We start from the raw sequence: 16,723 nt of genomic DNA, 5'->3' as shown, positions 1-16,723 counted from the left end.
CGACGGAGGTACTCGACGAGGCTCCCCAGCGACCTCAACAGACCGTGTTGTCGGCCTGTAGCGGTGTCAGGAGCCGTTGATCACCAGGTCCAGCAGCCAGACCAGCCACGGTATGCCACCCTCAATTGGCAACTCCCACATCGTTCCCTCCCCAGTGTGTCGGTGCGGTACGACCGCCATTTTGCCCGAGACGGAGTCGGTGCACCGGCGAACCGACCGACGACGCCACCATTGCCTCCGCGCCCCAAAGGCGTGAGGCCCGTCGACTACAACAACCGGTCCCGGTCGATCGAGATCAGTGAACTGGGATTGAGCATATTCACCACCCTGCCCGCACGCGACCCGACATGCACGAACACCATTCGCGCACGGTACGCTGCTGCAGCAGATGCGGCAGCGGAGTCACAGGTCGCCGGGCCTGCGATCGATAATCACGTGTGGAGACGCATCCGCTGCCGGTATCTCCCACTCGACCTCAGTCCCCGGCCCCAGGTCGCGAATGGCCGCGTGACCGCCGAGCCGCTCGGCGCGACTCCGAATGTTCGTCAGTCCGTGTCCTTGCGCAGCTCCCGCCGCGATTCCGGTGCCGTTGTCGCTCACGGTCATGACGAGGCCGTCGTCGTCGGCGGTGACCCGGACACTGCATACGCTCGCCTGTGCGTGGCGGGCCACGTTGCTCAGGGCCTCTCGCAGGGCCGCCTGCAGTTCCGGTCCGGCCTCGCCGCCGGAATATCGGTCGACCGGTCCTTCCACACAGACATCAGGGGTGAAACCGAGCGCTGCGGCGCTGTTTTCGACGATCTCGCTCACCGCGGCACTCAGGCTGCCCGCGTCCCCGGACCCCGCGGTCGCGGTGGACTGGGTGAGATCGAATATGACGGCACGTAATCCACGCACGATGCTGTCCGTCTCGTCGATCAGCGGGTCGAGTTCGGCCGACAAACGTGGTTGCCGGAAACCCAGGGAGGTCAGCGCGAGGCCCAGACCGAACACACGTTGGAGGGTCACATCGTGGAGATCGGCCGCCATCCGGCTCTGTTCGTCATCACGTGCGCTGGCCCGCTCCGCCGCCATGAGTTGTTCATTCTTGGCCAACAGGCTGGTCCGCATCGTGTCGACCGCGCCGGCGATGATCGCAACCTCCCGGGGCCCGTCGGTGTCGATCTCGCGCCCGTAGTCGCCGCCGGCCACGCGCCGATGTCGGCAAGAAGATGATCGATGGGCTGTGTCAGCAGCCGCCGCGTCAGATACACCGCGATCACGACCATGACCACGGCGAGAACGCACGCGAGAACGGTTGCGATGTTCGCCAGCGCCTGCGCCGAGTGGACTCGTTCGACCTGCTCGGTGACCAGGATGTCGGTGCGGGCACTCAATGCCGCGAGCCGTGCGCGCAGGTCGTCGAACAACTCCTTGCCCGTCGCGGTCGTCGACTGGATCCGATCCGGTTCGCTCGCGTTGTCGCGGCGCGCGGAGATCTCCGGCTCCGCCGCCCGTATCCGCCACATCTCGGCCGCCTCGACGGTACTCTGCAACGCTGCCTGGGCGGCCGTATCCTCGGCGAGCAGCGTGTCCAGGCGAGTGTGCAGTGTGGCCGCGTCACGCCGGCCCGCGTCGTAGGGTTCGAGGAATTGCGGATCACCGGTCAGGGCGTAGCCGCGTTGGCCGGTTTCCTGGTTCAGATACTCCGTGGTCAGCTCGGCCACCGCCCGCTGCGCGGGCAGCAGCTGCTCGGACAGGTCGTCGATGGCTGCCCGGACCGCCAACCTCCCGTATACGGAGAAGGCCGTGGACACCGCGAACAGTGCCACCAGGATGCCGATCGCCAGCCACAGCAGCGTCCGCAACGCCACCCGCGTGGTATTCGCGCTCGAATCCGTCATCGCGTGCCTCTCGCACTCGCAGAATCAGCCGAGCGCGGCGCCGGTATCCGCCGGCGCTCATCGTTTCCACCCCCGAGCTCACCCTAGGCACACAGCCCGTCGGCAGGGCGGGAACCGGCACCCGGGTCCAGCAGCGCTCCCTCGAGTCGATCCGCACCCGGTCACCGCAATCCCGGCATCGATTTCTGGGAACCGGCCAGATACTCCCGATCAACAACACCTAAAGGATCAGTGCTCGCGGCACGACACCCCGTCAGCGCTATGGGCGACCTCACCGACTAGCCGGGGCACGATAGTCCTAGAAGTCGATGCTCACTCCGGAGGGCACGAATAGTGTTCACCGGCCGGCGGCTCGGTGATCAGCTTCCCCAGGGTCGCCGCCGCGTGCTCTGCGTGCAGTGCTCTTCATGGGGATTGGATCGACACGATCGTGTAGGTCTGGTCGATCCGTGCCCGGATGCGGGGTTGGTGTCGCGCCACGGGAGGTGCCGGGCGAGGTCGTCGCCCGGCCTCTCGCGTCGCCAGATTCCTAGACGGTGGAGCGTGCGGTGCCGACGAACTCGCCGATCCACGGAACCACGGCGTCACGCACCTGAATCCGTCGCGCGAGCAATCCGTTCGACAGCAGCAGGTCGGCGGCGCGTTGCTGTTCGTCCAGGAATTCGTCGGTGACCGGGTTGATGCCGAACGGCCGTCCGCGCAGCGCCGCCTCCCACGCGTCGAGACTTGCTGTGCCACCTCGCCGCTCCACGTCGTCGACGAAGTACTGCGCGGCCGCGCGGGGATTCCGCTCGATCCAGTCGTCCGATTCCTGCAGCGCCTCGATGATCGCGCGCAGTTGCTCCGGGTTGTTCTCCGCGAAATCTCGGCGGGTGAACCACAGCGACGGATGACTGAAGAGCCCCTCGGTCTCGACGAGAGTGCGCAACTCGGTATCCGCTTCGATGTCCGTCAGTCCGGGGTAGGCGCCGACCCACGCATCGATGGCACCGCTGACGAGGTCGGCTCCGCCGCCGCGCACATCCGTGTCGACGGGCACGATGTCCGACCATGTCAGTCCCACCCGGTCGAGCGCGAACAGCAGCAGCGTGGTCTGCCAGGACCCATGGGCGATACCGACCCGTTTCCCCCGCAGATCCGCGACGGACTCGATGCCCGACTCCGCCTTCACGACGAGTCGACCGTTCTCCACGCGGGGACCGGAGATGCCGATGTAGACGAGGTCACGGCCGTGGGCCAGGCCGGTGATCGGCGGGGTGAAGCCGGTGCCGATGACGTCGTAGCCGCCGTCGTCGAACAGCCAGTCCGAATGCAGGGTCGGAAGGGCATTGACGGGATCGACGGACGGCTTCGACGGGAGTTCACGAAGGTCGACCCATTCGATGTCCGGGAGCCGGCGTTCGAGTATTCCGGTGTGCCGGAGCACGAAAAGCGAATTATTGTGCGGGAAGTATCCGACGCGCACTGTCATGATCTCTACCTGTTCTGTTTTGGTTGCCTGTGAGAGTGTGGGGACGATGGTGTTAGATGAGGCCGCGGCGGCGTGCCTCGTCGGCGAGACCCGAGCGCCCCCACTGCACCGCGAGATTCGACGGATCGAATTCGACGGACCCGCCGAGCGACTCCGCGATCGCCTGGAACTGGGCGCCTTCCTCGAGTAGTACGACGAACTTCGCGAGGTCGAGCAGTCCGCTCCGGCCGATCACGTTGACCCCGCCGTTCGCTTCGAAGATGGCCACCAGGTCCGGGTCGTGTTGCAGGCGTTCGAGAATGAATTCGCCCGCCGATCGGGACCGGTCGATGTGGGGCGGAATCTCGCGGGAGAGCGTCAGGCGCTGCGAGGCCGCGTACCGGATCGGCAGAGTGCGGTGGGTCTGCGCCCACCCGCCCAGCCACGGGGTGTGAATGTGTACGACGCTGGTGATCTCGGGGTGCTGCCGGAAGACGGCGGCGTAACCGGTGACGAATCCGGCGGAGCCGTTGCCCGAGAGCACCTCCCCGTCGAACGTCGCGACCACTGGTGACACAGTCGGATCGTCTGCCCACGGGCCGGGGTCGTTGAGCGCGACCGCGATCTCGGTGCCGGGGACGCGTTCGACGAAGTTGACCGTGCCGTTGGCCGACACGGTCCCGGTGCTCCGGAAGACGGCGAACGCCTTGTCGGCGTCGCGGCGCGCGGCGTCGACGAAGGTGGCGATCTGCGGGTCCAGTCGGTTCTCGGTGGTAGTCACAGCAGGTCCTGTCCGGAAGTGATGGGTGATGTGCGTTGCAGCAGGGGAAGTACTTCTTCGCCGACGCGGTACGCCTCCTCGAGGTGGGGATTTCCGGCGAGGATGAAGGCGTCGACGCCGAGTGCGCGTAGTTCGTCGAGACGTTCGGCGACCTGCTCGTAACTGCCGACCAGGCCGAATGCGGGGCCACCTCGGATCAGGCTGAAGCCGCACCAGACGTTGGGCTGGACTTCGAGGTCCCGGTAGCCGGTGATGTGTTCGGGTACCCAGCCCTTGATGCGGGCCGCCCCGACGGAATCGCCCTGCGCCGCCCGGTTTGCGGCATCCTTGTCGACGAAGGCCCAGCCCTTCTCGATCTCCGCCCAGGCCGCGTCTTCGGTGTGGCGGGCGACGATGTCGATCCGCACCGCGAACTTGGGGGTGCGCCCGAGTTTCGCGGACTGCTCTCGTACGCCGTCGAATTTTTTCCGCAGGTCTGCGTACGGCTCGAGCCAGGACAGGTAGTAGTCCGAGTGGGTGCCCGCGGCGGCGACGGCTGCCGCGGACGAGCCGGAGAAGTACACCTCGGGGAACGGTTGTCCGGCCAGACCGGGAGCCAGGGCGGCCCCGTCGGTGCGGAAGAACCGGCCGTCGAAGTCGAATGGCTCTCCGTCCCAGACCCCGCGGAGGACGTCGAGGAACTCGGACGTGCGGGCGTAGCGGTCGTCGTGATCGACTTTATCTCCCCACCACAGTTGAGGGGCACCGCCGCCGCCGCTGATGATGTTGTAGACCAGCCGGCCTCCGGTGGCGCGTTGCAGGCTCGCGGACATCCTGGCCGCCTGTACCGGGTGCAGGAACCCGGGCTGGAAGGCGACCATGAAACGGTACGTGGTGGTCTCGGCGGCCAGCGCGGCCGCGGTGGCCCAGGGGTCTTCCGTCATCGGGAAGGACGGCAGCAGACCGCCCAGGAACCCGGCCGACTCGGACGCCTTCGCCACCGCGGCCATGTGGTCGATGTATCCGTAGCCGTCGAGTTCCCCGCCCCGGATCGCCGGAGCGATGTTGCCGGGTCGGTGCCCCCCGGCGTCGCCGCGGTTGTAGCGCCGCGGCGTGCGCAACGACGCGTGATCACCTTCCATCCCGATGCGCCAGTAGAAGTCGATGCTCATCAGTGCGCCTCCTGGGTGGCGAGGGTGCGTCCGGTGGGATCGACCAGATGCAGAAGGTGCTCACCCGTGCGGTGGAGTTCCTCGATGTGCGGGCGTCCGACCAGGACGAAGCCGTCGGCGCCGCGCTCGCGCAGCGACGACAGTTGCCGTGCGACGTCCTCGTAGCTGCCGACGAGTCCGGTGCTGTGCGGGTGGCCGAGGCGGTCGAAGCCCGCCCACCGGGACTCGCCCCGGTCGAGGGCGCGGGGATCGTCGATGTCTGGGCCGGGGTGGACTTCCCGCCACAGGCGCTCGACGCGTGCCCACGCCTCGTCGGTTGTTTCCCGCGCGATGACCGGTACCCGCAGCAGCGTCCGCACCGATCGCCCGTGCTCACGTGCCAGGGCTGCCAGGGCCTTCGCGGGACCCTCGAAGCCGGATTCGGTCAGCGCGAACTGATGCACGTCAGCGTGGCGGGCCGACAACGCGAGGGCGTCCTCACAGTCCCCGGTGAGATGAACGACGGGGAACGGCAGTCCGGACAGGATCCCGCGGAAGCCGCCGTCGATCACGTCGTAGTAGTCGCCTGCGAACTCGTACCCGGTGCCTCCGAACCCACCAGGAAGGATCTCCTCGTCGTTCCACACCCCGCGGGCGACGGTGAGGAATTCGGCGGCGCGGGCGTAGCGGTCGCGGCCGGTGACCCGATCGCCGCGCGAGCGTGCGTCTGCGGGATCGGTCTCCACCGCGAGGCGCCACTCCAGTCGTCCACCCGAGAGCCGTTGCAAAGTGGCCGACATCTTCGACGCGTAGACCGGGGTTCCGAAGGCGGGGTGGAATTCCACGGCGACCCGTGCGTGACGTGTCTGCCGGAGTGCGGCCGCGGCCACGATCCAGGATTCCTCGCCCGACGGGTCGTATCCCGCGACCACACCGTCGACGCCCGACAGTTCCGCGGCGTGGATCACTTGGGCGAGTTCGTCGAAGGGGCCGAATCTGCCGGGACGCAGATCGGTGGCGACGCTGTGCGGGGTCCGCACCCCGAAACCACCGCGGGTGCCGAGTTCGGTGGCGACCCTGCGTCCGTCACCGCGAGTCGGTAGTTCCCAGTAGAAGTCGGTCACTGCGCTGCCGCCGTCTCGGCGTCGAGCTGGGCGCGCGCCTGCCGGAGCGGTTCATGCGCGACCCACGAGGCGAGGTCGAAATCGTGGGCGAGGAAGCCGTGGGCGTAGAGGAACTGCTTCTGCACACCCAGCAGATCCACCCGCTCATCGGACAGGCTCAGGTGAAGGCCGGTGTGAAAGTTCTCGCCGTATGCGGCGACGACGCCTTCGGGTCCGGACTGGGTTTCGGTCTGGAACACCGCACGGACCTGTTCGACGTTCGCGGCCGCCCAGTCGGCGGCGCGCAGACTCTCGGCGAGAAACCCGATCACGATGTCCGGCCGCTGTTCGAGGAGGTCTTCGTGCACGGTGACCGGTCGCGGGGTTCCGTTGTTGACCCGGTCGCGAAGGGCGTCGGTGGAATCGAGGTCCACGGCCACCGCCAGTCCGTGCTCTCGTGCCACCTCCTGCGCCCGGGCGCCTTTGACGTAGATCGCGTCGATGTCACCGGCCAGCAACGGCTCGACGCCCCAGGTGGTGTTGCGATCGGGGTTGGCGGTGCGTACCTGCGGGGCCGGTGTCGTCGGGACCTCGACGAGGTGCACGTCGGCGAAGGTGAGACCGCCGAGTCGCAGAGCGGAGGTGAGGCCGTGCAGCGCCATGGCGCGCGGGAAGCTGCGTGCACGATCGGCGGCCCAGGCGGGGATCCCGATGCGGAGTCCTCGCAGTCCGGTGGCGTCGCGGACGTCCGATTCGCCGCGCACCAGGATGGCCTGGGCCTCGTCGATCCAGGTGAGACCGATCAGCCGGGTCGGGGATCCTTCCGCCCGCGCGGCCATGGCGGGGACGTTGCCGCCTTCACGGATCAGGCCCGGCAGCTGGTGATCGAAATGCTTTACTGCCAGTTCGGGGCCCGCGTCCTGCAGCACACCGAATTCGACCCCGGCCGTGCCCGCGGTGCGCCCCAGCCACCCGAGGTTGTTCGCGAGGCCGCTCGCGGTGGGCACCGGGCAGCGGGTGTACCAGAGCGTGTCGATGGCACTGCCGGTTGTCACCGTCATGAAATGTCCTGTCTGGTAGAGGATGGGCGACCTACGCCCAGCTGGGCGAGGAAGGTCGCTCGGTAGCGCAGCGCCTCGGGGTCGTTGCGGTCCCGCGGGCGCGGGAGGTCGATGTCGACATCCACCGCGAAGCCGCCGTTGTCGAGGATCAGGACGCGGTCGGCCAGCCGGACGGCTTCGTCCACGTCGTGGGTGACGAGCAGAACGGCGGGGCGGTGCCGGGCGACGAGGTCGCCGACGAGATCTTGCATCTGCAGCCGCGTGAGGGCGTCCAGCGCCGCGAACGGCTCGTCCAGCAGCAGCAGTTCCGGTTCGCGAACGAGGGCGCGGGCGAGCGCGACCCGCTGCGCTTCGCCACCGGAGAGGGTGGCGGGCCACGCACGTTCCTTGTCCGCGAGGTTCACCTCGGCCAGCGCGCGCCGCGCGTTGTCGCGGGTGAGCTGTGCACGCTTCTGCCCCACCGACACATTCGCCAGCACCCGCTTGGACGGGATCAGCCTCGGCTCCTGGTACACGACCGTGCGTTGCCTGGGGACCAGGACGTCGCCGCCGTCCGGCGGTTCGAGTCCCGAGAGCAGTCGCAGCAGGGTCGTCTTTCCGGTGCCGCTCGGGCCGAGCAGGACGACGAACTCGCCGCGAGTGATCTCGAGGTCGATCCCGGACAGTACGGTCTTGTCGCCGAACGACTTCCGCACTCCCGACAGCGACACCGCCAGGGGTGACCCGGTTCGTCGTTCCGCCGCGGTCGTCGCGGTGCGTTCGCGCGGCGCCAACGGTGGCAACGGTGCTTCTGCGGCGGTCATCGGGTCACCGACAGCTGCCGCCACGGCATCGCGAATTTCTCGATCACGCGCACCACCGCGTCGAAGACCAGGCCGAGGATCGCGTACATGACGATGCACAGGACCATGTAGTCGGTGCGGTTGTACTCCTGCGCGAGCGTCACGAGGTAGCCGATCCCTTCCCGGGTACCCACCTGCTCTGCCGCGATCAGGCCGGTGATGCTCAGCGACAGGCAGATACGCAGACCCATCAACACCCCCGGTAGTGCGGTCGGCAGGATTGCGCCGAAGACCAGTCGCCAGCCGGTGAGCCCGAACCCGCGGGCGGCCTCGACCATCTTGCGGTCGACTCCCCGCACTCCGAGGTAGGTGTACGCGTACATCGGGGCGAGGGTGGCAACGGAGATGAGGACAACCTTGAACGTTTCGTCGATACCGAACCAGGCGATGAACAGCGGAACGAGCGCCAGGAAGGGTACGGCGCGGTTGATCTGCATCGTCGAGTCGATCAACTCCTCCCCGAGTGCGGAGAGGCCGGACAACACGCCGAGGACGAGCCCGATCAGGACACCGCACCCCACACCCAGTGCGGCCCGCTGCAGCGAAGCGACGCCGAAGTCGAGCAACTGACCCGACTGATACAGCTCCACGAACGCCTGCCACACCGCAGGCGGCCCGGCGAGGATCTCCGGGCTCAACAGCCCCGACGACGACCCGATCGACCAGGCGCCGACGAGCAGGGCGGGTACGAGGAAGCGCAGGGGGATCGAGATCCACCGCGGCCGCTCACGGGTTCGGCGATAACGGGGCGTCTCCAGCTTCGGAGCCGCAGGCGCGTCGCCGCGCACCGAACTCGACAGGGTCACCACCGAAGTCACTTGCCCTCCGCCGAGGCGGACTCGAGCGCCGCCGGGAGATCGAAGATCACGTCACTGCCCTTCAGCGGCTGTTGAATCACACCGTTCTCGGCGAACAGCGCCGAGATGGATTCCAGGTCGAGGGCATCGGCTGCGGTCGGGTACCGGAAGTTCGTGATCTGGCCACCGAGCGCAATCGCGTCGTCAAGTCGCTGACCCGACAGGGCTCTGGGGCCGGTCTTGTCGAAGACGTTCTCGAATGCGGCCGGATCCTGCTGCTGCTTTTCCGTCAGCTGCTGCGTCACTTCGAGGAACTTCTCGACCACGTCGGGATGCTCCTCGAGGACCTTCGTCCGGCCGGCGATGATGGTGCTGTCCACCGAACCGATGCTCGCTTCGGTGGCGATCTCGACCGCGCCCTTCGCCTTCGCCTCCTGGTACGGGATCAGAAATGACGCCCAGGCGTCGACCTGGCCGGTGGAGAACGCCGAGGCAGCATCCGCCTGCTGCAGCGGCACACGCTCGACGGAGTCCACCGGAATTCCGGCCTGGGTCAAGGCCTTCAGGGTGATGTACTCCCCCTTGCCGGCCGGGTTGACCGCGATCCGCTTGCCGGGCAGATCCGCCACCGACGTGATCCCGGACTCGGGCCTGGCGATGATGCCCGCCTGATCCTTGTTGTAGGGGTCGGACGTGGCGAAGATGCGGACACCGACATCCTTGGAGAGGGCTCCGACCACGGGACTGTAGGCGCCGGTCTGGATGTCGAGTTCACCGGTGTTGAAGAGTTTCAGGTTGGAGCTGAAACCCGGTGTGGTCTTGACCCATTCGATCTTCGCTCCCAGAGGAGCCAACGCCTCGTCGTAGGTTCCGTCACGCTTTCCGACGGCGATCGCACCGGAGTTGCCCGGATCGAAGACCTTCAGCGTGAATTCGGCGCCGGAACTGGCACCTGCCGAGGAATCGGAGGATCCACACGCCACCGCCAACCCGGCGAGCGGGATCAGGGCGAGCGCTGCGGCGGCTCGTGGCAGTCGGCGAATGCGGGACATGTGGGTAGCTCCTTCAACGGATGAATCGTCAGGTGTGACGACCGTTGACGCTATGTTCTCCGCGTCCGAATTCCTCCGGTTTGTTTTCTACAGATCGGAAACCTTGACAACGCCCAGAAAGACACTACATCGCACTTTTCCCGACAATCCCTGTCGGACCGGACCTTCAGTTTCCAGTAGATGGAAAGTAAGGTCTCAAGCATCCAGGCGTGAGAACATCCCCACATCCGGCCGATCGGCCCCCACAGGAAGGATTGCTCGTGACCGACTCACGTGCCACGGGAGTGCAGACGGTGACACGTGCACTGACGATGCTCACCTGCTTCGGCGGAGGTGAGGAGCTGGGCGTATCGGAAATCGCCAAGCGTCAGGACCTGGCCGTGAGCACAACCCACCGCCTACTCCAATCGTTGGTCGATGCCGGCTTCCTCGACAAGGACAAGACGTCCAACCGCTACCGGCTCGGCAGCGCGCTGGCCGCCTACGGTCAGATCTCCTACCGCCAGCACCGCATCTACCTCTCCGAGCCCTACCTCGAGCAACTGGCCGCGACGACAGGTGCGTCCGCCTCACTCGCCATGCGACACGGCCACGACGTCGTCCTGCTCGGATTCAGCCGCTGGAGAGAGACAGACGGACACGTACTGCAAGGAGTGCGGCTACCGCTCCACGCCAGCGCACTCGGCAAGGTCTTCCTCGCGTGGTCCGACACCGACGACGAAGACATCGCATCACTACCCAGAACGGCGACCACCCCACGCGCCATCACCGACGTGGCCGGCATCCGGGAAGAACTCGTCCGCACCCGCGAACGCGGATACGGGTTCAACGACGAGGAATTGACCCCCGACTTCCGCACGATCGGACTGCCGATCCGCGACTCCGACGGAATCGTGCGTTTCGCGCTCGGCCTGCGCGGGCCCACCGAACTCATGATCGACGCGCGCATTCCATTCTTCGTCGACCTCGCCCGCGTCACCGCCGACGAGATCGCCGCAGTCCTGCTCTGAAGCGACCTCGCTCAGAGGTGGTCGCACACCAAGTCATCCCCCCGGCGCCCACGGAGGGCTGCCGAGAATGCAGCGAGGCACGCCGACAGCCCCTCGGATGTACCCGAATTCCTCCCAACACGGTGCACCCTGCATCCCGACCCCTGCGGTCGGACCGCGTCTGCGGTGGCGTCGTCTCCTCTCCCCCGATGGTGAACGCGGCAACGTCCGCGCCCGGCGTGAGCGCGCCGCAAAACAGATCTGCCGAAACTGTCCCGTGCCCACCGCCTGCCGGCGCCTACGGCTCACCGCCACCGAGTCTTATGGCATCTGGGGTGGCATGTCCGAAACCGAACGCGCCCGGCGCACCCACCTCCCGGCCCGACCCCGCGAGCATGTCGTGTCGACGGACCCTCTAACCTGGCGGATCCGAACACCCAGAGCGTGAAGGTAGAACAGCCATGGCCACCGACTACGACGCACCACGAGTCACCGAATCCGACGAGCCGGACACCTCCCTCGAACAGCTGACCGCCAGCCGCAAAGACACCCAGTCCCCCGCCGTCGACGTCGAAGACACCGACACCGCCGAATCCTTCGAACTGCCCGGCGCGGACCTGTCCGGTGAAGAACTCACCGTCCGCGTCATCCCCAAGCAGTCGGACGAATTCACCTGCACCAGTTGCTTCCTGGTCCACCACCGCAGCCGCCTCGCCGACACTACGCAACAACTCTGCCGCGACTGCACCTGAACACCTCGGACCCTCCGAGAAGCGCGGCCGCCCTCGGATTGGTCGGCCATCGCACACCCTGGATACCGACGCCACGATCTGGTTCGCCCTTCAAAAGGGGGCCTCCCTGCGGGCCCGAGGCAGCACGCGGGTGGGGCGGGCGGGGCTCGTATCCGCGACCATCCGATTATGAGTCCACGGCTCTCACCGACTGAGCTACCGCCCATCACCGCATTACCCCGCTCTCGCGGGACCTGGCGATGGTATCTCCAGATCACTGACCGTCCCGCTATGCCCGGGGGACGGTCTTCACGCGCGCCCGAAGAGCTGCCGCACCCCACCGTCCTCGTCGACCGCGTACAACGCCATCCCCAACAGATCCAGAATCCGCTGCGGTGCCCGCACCGCGGCGTCCACCGATCGCGGCTCGTCCCTCACGACCAGCGCAAACGACACCGACTGATCCGCCTCGCTCGGCATCCGCCGCACCAGCTGACCGATGGCGGTATCGACATCCAAATCCGGCGCGACGGTCGCAGCCTTGACCTCGACGTAGAGCAGGTGGCCGTCCTTCTCGGCGACGATGTCGACGACATCCTCATCGGTCCGGACTACCCAGCCCTGAGATGACAACCATTCCGCGAAGTCCCGGACCACGCGAGCCTCATCACCTGCCATACCGGACACGGTAAGCCAGAAAACCGTCAGTTCCGAACAACACCACAGCACAAAACACGTCCGGTGCGGCATGCGACGACCCAGGAATACCCCGGCAGATCGTGCGGTGAGATCGACGTAACCCTCAGGACCTCATTTGGTACGGGGCGACAGTTCTTGGCACCGACACTCACCCAGCAGGTGCCAGCGGAACTCCCATCGGCCCCTCGGTGCACACTGTCGACCAGCGCTCGTGAATGCGAACTCCCGTGCCAGTCGCACCGACCGTCCGCCCGCCTTTATGGCTGTGACACAGGCGCGCTCATCTCCGGTGAGTCTGGCTTCGAAGAGACAGGCAAGGGGGTCACGCTCAAGAGCGGACACCACTCAGTTCAGCCGCCCACAGCCGGCAACTTTGCCGCAGCGTCATGGAAGAATCGCACGATTGCGGCCGAAATCCGACCGCGCAAGGACACTTCACGGCCCTCCCCGATCGCCCACTCTCGAATCTCCTTGGCCGTCTTCTTCGCCGGAGCCGTGCCCGCCGCCGCTCCCTCCACCGGAGCCTCCTTCTCGACAACCTTCTCGACGGGTGTCTTCTTCGCCGGAGCCTTCTTCATGGCCGTCTTCTTCACCGGCGCCGCTTTTGCCTGAGCCTTCGTCGCCTGAGCGTCATGGAAAGCTTGCTCGATCTCGGCCGAAATCCGGCCGCGGGGAGACACTTCGCGACCCTCTCCGATCGCCCACTCTCGAATATCCTTGGTCGTCGTCGCCGGAGACTTGCTCACCGCCGGTACCTTCGTGGCGACAATCTTCTTCGCGGCCGTCTTCGTCGGAGCCGTACCCGCCGCCGCTCCCTCCACCGGAGCCTCCTTCTCGACGACCTTCTTCGCGGCTGTCTTCTTCGCGGGAGCCTTCCCCGCGACTATCTTCTTCGCGGCCGCCTTCTTCGCCGGCGCCGCTTTTGCCTGAGCCTTCGTCGCCTGAGCGTCATGGAAAGCTTGCTCGATCTCGGCCGAAATCCGGCCGCGGGGAGACACTTCGCGACCCTCCTCGATCGCCCACTCTCGAATATCCTTGGTCGTCGTCGCCGGAGCCTTGCTCACCGCCGGTACCTTCGTGGCGACAATCTTCTTCGCGGCCGTCTTCGTCGGAGCCGTACCCGCCGCCGCTCCCTCCACCGGAGCCTCCTTCTCGACGACCTTCTTCGCGGCTGTCTTCTTCGCAGCCGTCTTCGTCGGCTCTGTCGTCTTCGCCGGAGACTTCCTCGCGGCCGTTTTCTTCGCGGGAGCCTTCCCCGCGACTACCTTCTTCGCGGCCGCCTTCTTCGCCGGCACCGCTTTTGCCTCAACCTTCGTCGCCTGAGCGTCATGAAAAGCTTGCACGATCTCGGCCGAAATCCGACCGCGGGGAGACACTTCGCGACCCTCCCCGATCGCCCACTCTCGAATATCCTTGGTCGTCGTCTTCGCCGGAGCCGTGCTCACCGCCGGTACCTTCGTGGCGACAATCTTCTCCGCGGCCGTCGACTTCGCCCCTGCCGTCTTCGCCGGCGACTTCCTCGCAGACGCCTTCTTCGCAGCCGTCTTCTTCGGCCCGGTCGTCTTCGCCGGCGACTTCTCCGCGGCCGTCTTCTTCGCGGCCGCCTTCTTCGCGGCCGCCTTCTTCGCGGCCGCCTTCTTCGCGGCCGCCTTCTTCGCCGGAGCCGCTTTTGCCTGAACCTTCGTCACCTGAGCGTCATGGAAAGCTTGCACGATCTCGGCCGAAATCCGGCCGCGGGGAGACACTTCGCGGCCCTCTCCGATCGCCCACTCGCGAATCTCCTTAGTCGTCCCCTTCGCCGAACCTTCGGAAATCCTCGGTGATACCGCCATCGTGCTCTCCTTCTACGTCAGGGCAATCGTCGAACGCACACAGTAACGGCAGGCTCGTCCCGGAAATGAGGAAGCTCACCGAACTAACAATTCAACGCCTTTAAGACATTGTCCATGTGGGCAGACCACACACCATCCTCTTCGAGCTCAAAATCACATCGCACCGAGCTTCATCCAGGACGAGCACGACTCACCCCTGACAGGGACTATTCTCCAACGAAATCCCGAAATTGCTTCGGCAGCTGCGGCATTGGAGTGGTCGGCATTGACGAATTCGGTGTTCACGGTGCCGCAGGATGTGCGCCTGACGGCCCACCACCTTCTCACCGAAGACTGTGCCGCAATTCCGGCGGTGCAGCGCCTCCCGGACTCGGGTCACAGCGGCGCCGAACCTTCCCTCGCGAAGGCCGCGCGCCGGCCACATCCCCGGCAGCCCGGAGAACACCGTCGTGGCCGTGCCACCGCATTCGGAGTGTGGTCACCCCCAGCCGGTATCATTCTCCTCCGCACCGCACTCACACGGTTCACCCGAAACCGACTGCGGCACCGTGCACACGAGTGGAGACAACTCGACACAACACCGCGATGAGCAACAGGCACCGGGACGGCTACCCCTCGCGACAACAGTGGGGCGCGCGCCGACCGAGAAACCGCGGGGGCTCACTCCGATCAGCTGGCCAAGGGTGCGCTCATGCTCGTCTACGGCGTCTCCTCCGAACGAGCCTTCGGCATCCTCACCTCGCGCTCGCAGCAGATCACACCAAACTCCGCGTCCTCGCCGAACGCTTCGTCAACTCCCTTGCCGCCGAGGTGGCCCTGCCCGCGTCGTCTCGCGCCCGGTTCGACCACCTGCTCCTGACCGCACACGAGCACCCCGTCCCCCGGCCCGGGGCACAGGGCTGAACCGCAAGCGATGTGCGCCGGCCGGGGCTGTGCCCACGCGGCCAGGCCATGGTCGATTGCGTAAACCATTGGTGTAGAACGATTTACGCTCCGATTCGTGACATAGGTGATTACTCCGGGGATCGCGCAGCCTCGAGCACAGAAGTCCCTCGCCAGAGCGAGGGCCGCTCGGGGTGTGTGGTTGGGCGCGCAAGGCTGGAAACCGCTGGATGGGGCTGCCTACAGGGGTGCTTACGCCCCGGAGACCTCCTACACGAACCACTTCCCTCGGCTACTGCCTCGGGCACCCACCGCCGGTTGCGTCGCCACAACCGCGAATCCCGTGACCTGCCCGGAAAGCGCATGTCCACCTCACCTGCGGCTGTTCTGGCGCCGTCGTTCGAGGGGCTGCGTCCGTTCTCGTGCTCCTCCGTCTGATCTGGTACCCATCCCCACGGATCAAGGAGCCACCATGAGCAACGCCGACAAGTTCGAAAACCCGACGATGGATCGGACGGACGCAAACCCACGGACTGCGGCGCCGACGTGTTGCAGCACCGAACGACAAGCCAGCTGCTGCGACCTCAGCGAGAAGTCGACGTGCTGCGGTCCGGCGGCGACGGCCGGCCGCGAGGGATGCGGCTGCCAGTAGCCCTCAGGTGACAAGGGTGCGGTGCGAGCGAAGATGGCTCGCACCGCACCGCAGTCTTGTCAGCGTGACCTCGCCCGGTCGCCCCGCCGCCGTCACCAGAGGTGATTCGCCGGTCTACTCGTCGTCCGATGGCGTGGCTCCGCAGGCGCAGGGTCCGCTGCGGGGCTGGTAGTCGTGGACATGGCCGCTACGGTCCTGGCTGATCTGACAGCAGGTGTGCAATTGAGCCTGGAGGGCGGCGCGGCCGCGCTGGACCCGGGATTTCATCCCGGACACCGAGATTCCCGCCTCGTTGGCGGCGGCGGCGTTGGTTCGGTTGTCGAGGTCGACCATCCTCACCGCCGCGGCCTGCTCGGCGGGCAGCCCGGAGAGCATCGGCACCAGGCAGGAGGCGAGTTCCTTCTCCGCCGTCTCGTCGGCGTCAGGTTCGCCGTCGGGTGGGTTGTCGGGGACGGTGTCGACAGCCAGCTCGCGGCGGTGGGGCGCGGACCGGTAGTAGTCGGTGATCGCGTTGCGGGTGATGGCATACATCCACCCGAGGAGGCGGTCCTGCTCCCGCAGGTTGTCGAGGCTCTTGGCCATCCGCAGGAACACGATCGACAGAATGTCGTCGGCGTCCTCGGGACGCGAGACCCGGCGGGCGATGAACGCTCGCAGGTCGCTCGAGAAGCGGCGCCAGAGCTGGTCGGGATCAGCTGGTGCCTGCTGGGGTGTCGTCGCGGTGGTGGCCGTGTCCTCGTTCATGATCCGTGGTTCCTTTCCGTCTCCAGCATCCCCGTCAGGCGGCGCAGTGGCGACCCCTGGGGACGTCCGCTCCGGTACCGACGACGGTGACCCCG

At 66.7% G+C, this 16,723-nt stretch carries 19 protein-coding genes and 4 pseudogenes; 8 read left to right on the top strand and 15 right to left on the bottom strand.

Going from position 1 to position 16,723, the window contains the following annotated elements; all coding sequences use genetic code 11:
- Positions 1-402 precede the first annotated feature (402 nt).
- The 10 genes from RHA1_RS52270 to RHA1_RS34415 form a co-directional block, all read right to left on the bottom strand.
- Complete coding sequence (locus tag RHA1_RS52270; RefSeq protein ID WP_237726990.1) at positions 403-1,008, bottom strand: sensor histidine kinase; 606 nt, start codon at positions 1,006-1,008, stop codon at positions 403-405.
- Entirely contained in the window at positions 1,005-1,883 is an 879-nt protein-coding gene (locus RHA1_RS52265; protein WP_237723792.1) for a CHASE3 domain-containing protein, read from the bottom strand. Before RHA1_RS52265 ends, RHA1_RS52270 begins: the two co-directional genes overlap by 4 nt.
- 529 nt (positions 1,884-2,412) lie before the next feature.
- Positions 2,413-3,354, bottom strand: a complete 942-nt coding sequence (locus RHA1_RS34450) for an ABC transporter substrate-binding protein (RefSeq protein ID WP_011598786.1) — start codon at positions 3,352-3,354, stop codon at positions 2,413-2,415.
- A 52-nt stretch (positions 3,355-3,406) separates the two neighbouring features.
- On the bottom strand, positions 3,407-4,114 hold the full coding sequence (locus RHA1_RS34445; protein ID WP_011598785.1) for a class II aldolase/adducin family protein: 708 nt from the start codon (positions 4,112-4,114) through the stop codon (positions 3,407-3,409).
- Positions 4,111-5,265, bottom strand: a complete 1,155-nt coding sequence (locus RHA1_RS34440) for an LLM class flavin-dependent oxidoreductase (protein ID WP_011598784.1) — start codon at positions 5,263-5,265, stop codon at positions 4,111-4,113. The genes RHA1_RS34445 and RHA1_RS34440 overlap by 4 nt, the downstream gene beginning before the upstream one ends.
- Entirely contained in the window at positions 5,265-6,368 is a 1,104-nt protein-coding gene (locus RHA1_RS34435; RefSeq protein WP_011598783.1) for an LLM class flavin-dependent oxidoreductase, read from the bottom strand. Before RHA1_RS34435 ends, RHA1_RS34440 begins: the two co-directional genes overlap by 1 nt.
- Positions 6,365-7,408 carry an ABC transporter substrate-binding protein gene (locus tag RHA1_RS34430; protein ID WP_011598782.1) on the bottom strand — a complete coding sequence of 348 codons (1,044 nt, stop codon included), beginning with the start codon at positions 7,406-7,408 and terminating at the stop codon, positions 6,365-6,367. The genes RHA1_RS34435 and RHA1_RS34430 overlap by 4 nt, the downstream gene beginning before the upstream one ends.
- Complete coding sequence (locus RHA1_RS34425; protein ID WP_011598781.1) at positions 7,405-8,211, bottom strand: ABC transporter ATP-binding protein; 807 nt, start codon at positions 8,209-8,211, stop codon at positions 7,405-7,407. Before RHA1_RS34425 ends, RHA1_RS34430 begins: the two co-directional genes overlap by 4 nt.
- Positions 8,208-9,068 carry an ABC transporter permease gene (locus tag RHA1_RS34420; protein WP_011598780.1) on the bottom strand — a complete coding sequence of 287 codons (861 nt, stop codon included), beginning with the start codon at positions 9,066-9,068 and terminating at the stop codon, positions 8,208-8,210. Before RHA1_RS34420 ends, RHA1_RS34425 begins: the two co-directional genes overlap by 4 nt.
- Positions 9,065-10,099 (bottom strand): NrtA/SsuA/CpmA family ABC transporter substrate-binding protein, encoded by a 1,035-nt coding sequence (locus RHA1_RS34415; protein ID WP_011598779.1) that lies wholly within the window; start codon positions 10,097-10,099, stop codon positions 9,065-9,067. Before RHA1_RS34415 ends, RHA1_RS34420 begins: the two co-directional genes overlap by 4 nt.
- A 260-nt stretch (positions 10,100-10,359) precedes the next feature.
- On the opposite strand from RHA1_RS34415, the gene RHA1_RS34410 reads away from it, so the two are divergent.
- From RHA1_RS34410 to RHA1_RS34405, 3 genes are all read left to right on the top strand, one after another.
- A complete protein-coding gene (locus RHA1_RS34410) occupies positions 10,360-11,109 on the top strand; it encodes an IclR family transcriptional regulator (RefSeq protein WP_011598778.1) in 750 nt (249 codons plus the stop codon).
- A 97-nt stretch (positions 11,110-11,206) separates the two neighbouring features.
- Positions 11,207-11,536 (top strand): WhiB family transcriptional regulator, encoded by a 330-nt coding sequence (locus tag RHA1_RS46665; protein WP_193384943.1) that lies wholly within the window; start codon positions 11,207-11,209, stop codon positions 11,534-11,536.
- A 13-nt stretch (positions 11,537-11,549) separates the two neighbouring features.
- Positions 11,550-11,840: a DUF4193 domain-containing protein gene (locus RHA1_RS34405; protein ID WP_011598777.1), complete on the top strand. Its 291-nt coding sequence runs from the start codon at positions 11,550-11,552 to the stop codon at positions 11,838-11,840.
- A 288-nt stretch (positions 11,841-12,128) separates the two neighbouring features.
- On the opposite strand, the gene RHA1_RS34400 is transcribed toward RHA1_RS34405, so the two are convergent.
- Positions 12,129-12,476, bottom strand: a complete 348-nt coding sequence (locus RHA1_RS34400; RefSeq protein ID WP_016880252.1) for a PDDEXK family nuclease — start codon at positions 12,474-12,476, stop codon at positions 12,129-12,131.
- A gap of 413 nt (positions 12,477-12,889) precedes the next feature.
- Positions 12,890-13,288: pseudogene (locus RHA1_RS52260) on the bottom strand (Lsr2 family DNA-binding protein); the annotation flags it as partial.
- On the opposite strand from RHA1_RS52260, the gene RHA1_RS52255 reads away from it, so the two are divergent.
- Complete coding sequence (locus RHA1_RS52255) at positions 13,230-13,448, top strand: hypothetical protein (protein WP_423816285.1); 219 nt, start codon at positions 13,230-13,232, stop codon at positions 13,446-13,448. The pseudogene RHA1_RS52260 and the gene RHA1_RS52255 overlap by 59 nt on opposite strands.
- Before the next feature lie 105 nt (positions 13,449-13,553).
- Positions 13,554-13,841 carry a hypothetical protein gene (locus RHA1_RS52250; protein ID WP_037195674.1) on the top strand — a complete coding sequence of 96 codons (288 nt, stop codon included), beginning with the start codon at positions 13,554-13,556 and terminating at the stop codon, positions 13,839-13,841.
- 47 nt (positions 13,842-13,888) lie between these two features.
- Here RHA1_RS52250 and RHA1_RS53700 read toward each other — a convergent pair.
- Positions 13,889-13,963 (bottom strand): annotated as a pseudogene (locus tag RHA1_RS53700) (Lsr2 family DNA-binding protein); the annotation flags it as partial.
- Between RHA1_RS53700 and RHA1_RS52245 the strand changes: the two are divergent.
- The gene (locus RHA1_RS52245; RefSeq protein WP_029537680.1) at positions 13,932-14,195 is read left to right on the top strand and encodes a hypothetical protein; all 264 of its coding nucleotides are present in this window, start codon (positions 13,932-13,934) and stop codon (positions 14,193-14,195) included. The pseudogene RHA1_RS53700 and the gene RHA1_RS52245 sit on opposite strands and share 32 nt — an antisense overlap.
- 26 nt (positions 14,196-14,221) lie before the next feature.
- On the opposite strand, the pseudogene RHA1_RS52240 reads toward RHA1_RS52245, so the two are convergent.
- Positions 14,222-14,350 (bottom strand): annotated as a pseudogene (locus RHA1_RS52240) (Lsr2 family DNA-binding protein); the annotation flags it as partial.
- Between the two features lie 676 nt (positions 14,351-15,026).
- Between RHA1_RS52240 and RHA1_RS53300 the strand changes: the two are divergent.
- Positions 15,027-15,253, top strand: a pseudogene (locus RHA1_RS53300) (ANTAR domain-containing protein); the annotation flags it as partial.
- Between the two features lie 451 nt (positions 15,254-15,704).
- A complete protein-coding gene (locus RHA1_RS52235; protein ID WP_237726989.1) occupies positions 15,705-15,884 on the top strand; it encodes a hypothetical protein in 180 nt (59 codons plus the stop codon).
- 114 nt (positions 15,885-15,998) lie between these two features.
- On the opposite strand, the gene RHA1_RS34380 is transcribed toward RHA1_RS52235, so the two are convergent.
- Positions 15,999-16,628 carry a sigma-70 family RNA polymerase sigma factor gene (locus RHA1_RS34380; RefSeq protein WP_011598772.1) on the bottom strand — a complete coding sequence of 210 codons (630 nt, stop codon included), beginning with the start codon at positions 16,626-16,628 and terminating at the stop codon, positions 15,999-16,001.
- Between the last annotated feature and the right edge of the window lie 95 nt (positions 16,629-16,723).

It is taken from the genome of Rhodococcus jostii RHA1 (assembly GCF_000014565.1).
GTDB lineage: Bacteria > Actinomycetota > Actinomycetes > Mycobacteriales > Mycobacteriaceae > Rhodococcus_F > Rhodococcus_F jostii_A.
The sequence above is the reverse complement of the archived record's forward strand: the minus strand, read 5'-3'. Positions and strand labels throughout refer to the sequence as shown.

Bases quoted from the DNA above. Each gene is read 5' to 3' on its own strand.
- RHA1_RS52265 (WP_237723792.1), bottom strand. From the start codon at position 1,883: ATGACGGATTCGAGCGCGAATACCACGCGGGTGGCGTTGCGGACGCTG.
- RHA1_RS34450 (WP_011598786.1), bottom strand. From the start codon at position 3,354: ATGACAGTGCGCGTCGGATACTTCCCGCACAATAATTCGCTTTTCGTG.
- RHA1_RS34440 (WP_011598784.1), bottom strand. From the start codon at position 5,265: ATGAGCATCGACTTCTACTGGCGCATCGGGATGGAAGGTGATCACGCG.
- RHA1_RS34430 (WP_011598782.1), bottom strand. From the start codon at position 7,408: ATGACGGTGACAACCGGCAGTGCCATCGACACGCTCTGGTACACCCGC.
- RHA1_RS34425 (WP_011598781.1), bottom strand. From the start codon at position 8,211: ATGACCGCCGCAGAAGCACCGTTGCCACCGTTGGCGCCGCGCGAACGC.
- RHA1_RS34415 (WP_011598779.1), bottom strand. From the start codon at position 10,099: ATGTCCCGCATTCGCCGACTGCCACGAGCCGCCGCAGCGCTCGCCCTG.
- RHA1_RS46665 (WP_193384943.1), top strand. From the start codon at position 11,207: ATGTACCCGAATTCCTCCCAACACGGTGCACCCTGCATCCCGACCCCT.
- RHA1_RS34405 (WP_011598777.1), top strand. From the start codon at position 11,550: ATGGCCACCGACTACGACGCACCACGAGTCACCGAATCCGACGAGCCG.
- RHA1_RS52235 (WP_237726989.1), top strand. From the start codon at position 15,705: ATGAGCAACGCCGACAAGTTCGAAAACCCGACGATGGATCGGACGGAC.
- RHA1_RS34380 (WP_011598772.1), bottom strand. From the start codon at position 16,628: ATGAACGAGGACACGGCCACCACCGCGACGACACCCCAGCAGGCACCA.